Source organism: Thorsellia kenyensis, from assembly GCF_042432445.1.
Taxonomy (GTDB): domain Bacteria; phylum Pseudomonadota; class Gammaproteobacteria; order Enterobacterales; family Thorselliaceae; genus Thorsellia; species Thorsellia kenyensis.
In genome coordinates, this window is the sequence record NZ_JBHLXE010000031.1 from 1 (window position 1) to 505 (window position 505).

A 505-nucleotide genomic window follows, 5' to 3' on the forward strand; every position below is an offset into this window, starting at 1 on the left:
TGATAAGGTGCTGAGTGAAAAATCCACGCCCATTGTTTTAAACAGCTGTTGCTGCCTATAAAGAGGTAAGTGGTAAATGAATTTTTTAGCAACAATCTCAGCAAGCAGGTTATCAGTTGGAATGCCTTTATCAATGATTTCTGCAGGCATAGGCGTTGTAACTAAAGTTTGACAGCAAGTGCAGGTGTACTTAATGCGCTTAGTACGAATGACAACAATTTTAGCTGGAATAAAATCAACTTTTTCAGAAATTGCTTCACCCATAGCCGTCATTTCACTAGAGCATGTTTTACAAGTTTTATCTTCTAAATCAATAATACGTTCTTCCCTTGGTAAATCGGGATTGATGACTTTACGACCACGTGATTTTTTTGGGGGAGTACTCGACTCAGCTTTTGCTGGCGCATCCGCAGATGTGCCTAGAGTAGCTTCAGTAGAGTCACATGAGTGAGTACTTTCAATAAAAGAAGCGAGTTCAGAAAACTCTTCTTCTGTAAATAGATTG

Annotated in this window: 1 protein-coding gene; it reads right to left on the bottom strand. The window is 39.0% G+C overall.

Features of this window, described 5'->3' with window-relative positions:
• On the bottom strand, window positions 1-505 hold a 505-nt coding region (locus ACFFIT_RS03155; protein ID WP_385876196.1), incomplete at both ends, for an IS66 family transposase zinc-finger binding domain-containing protein.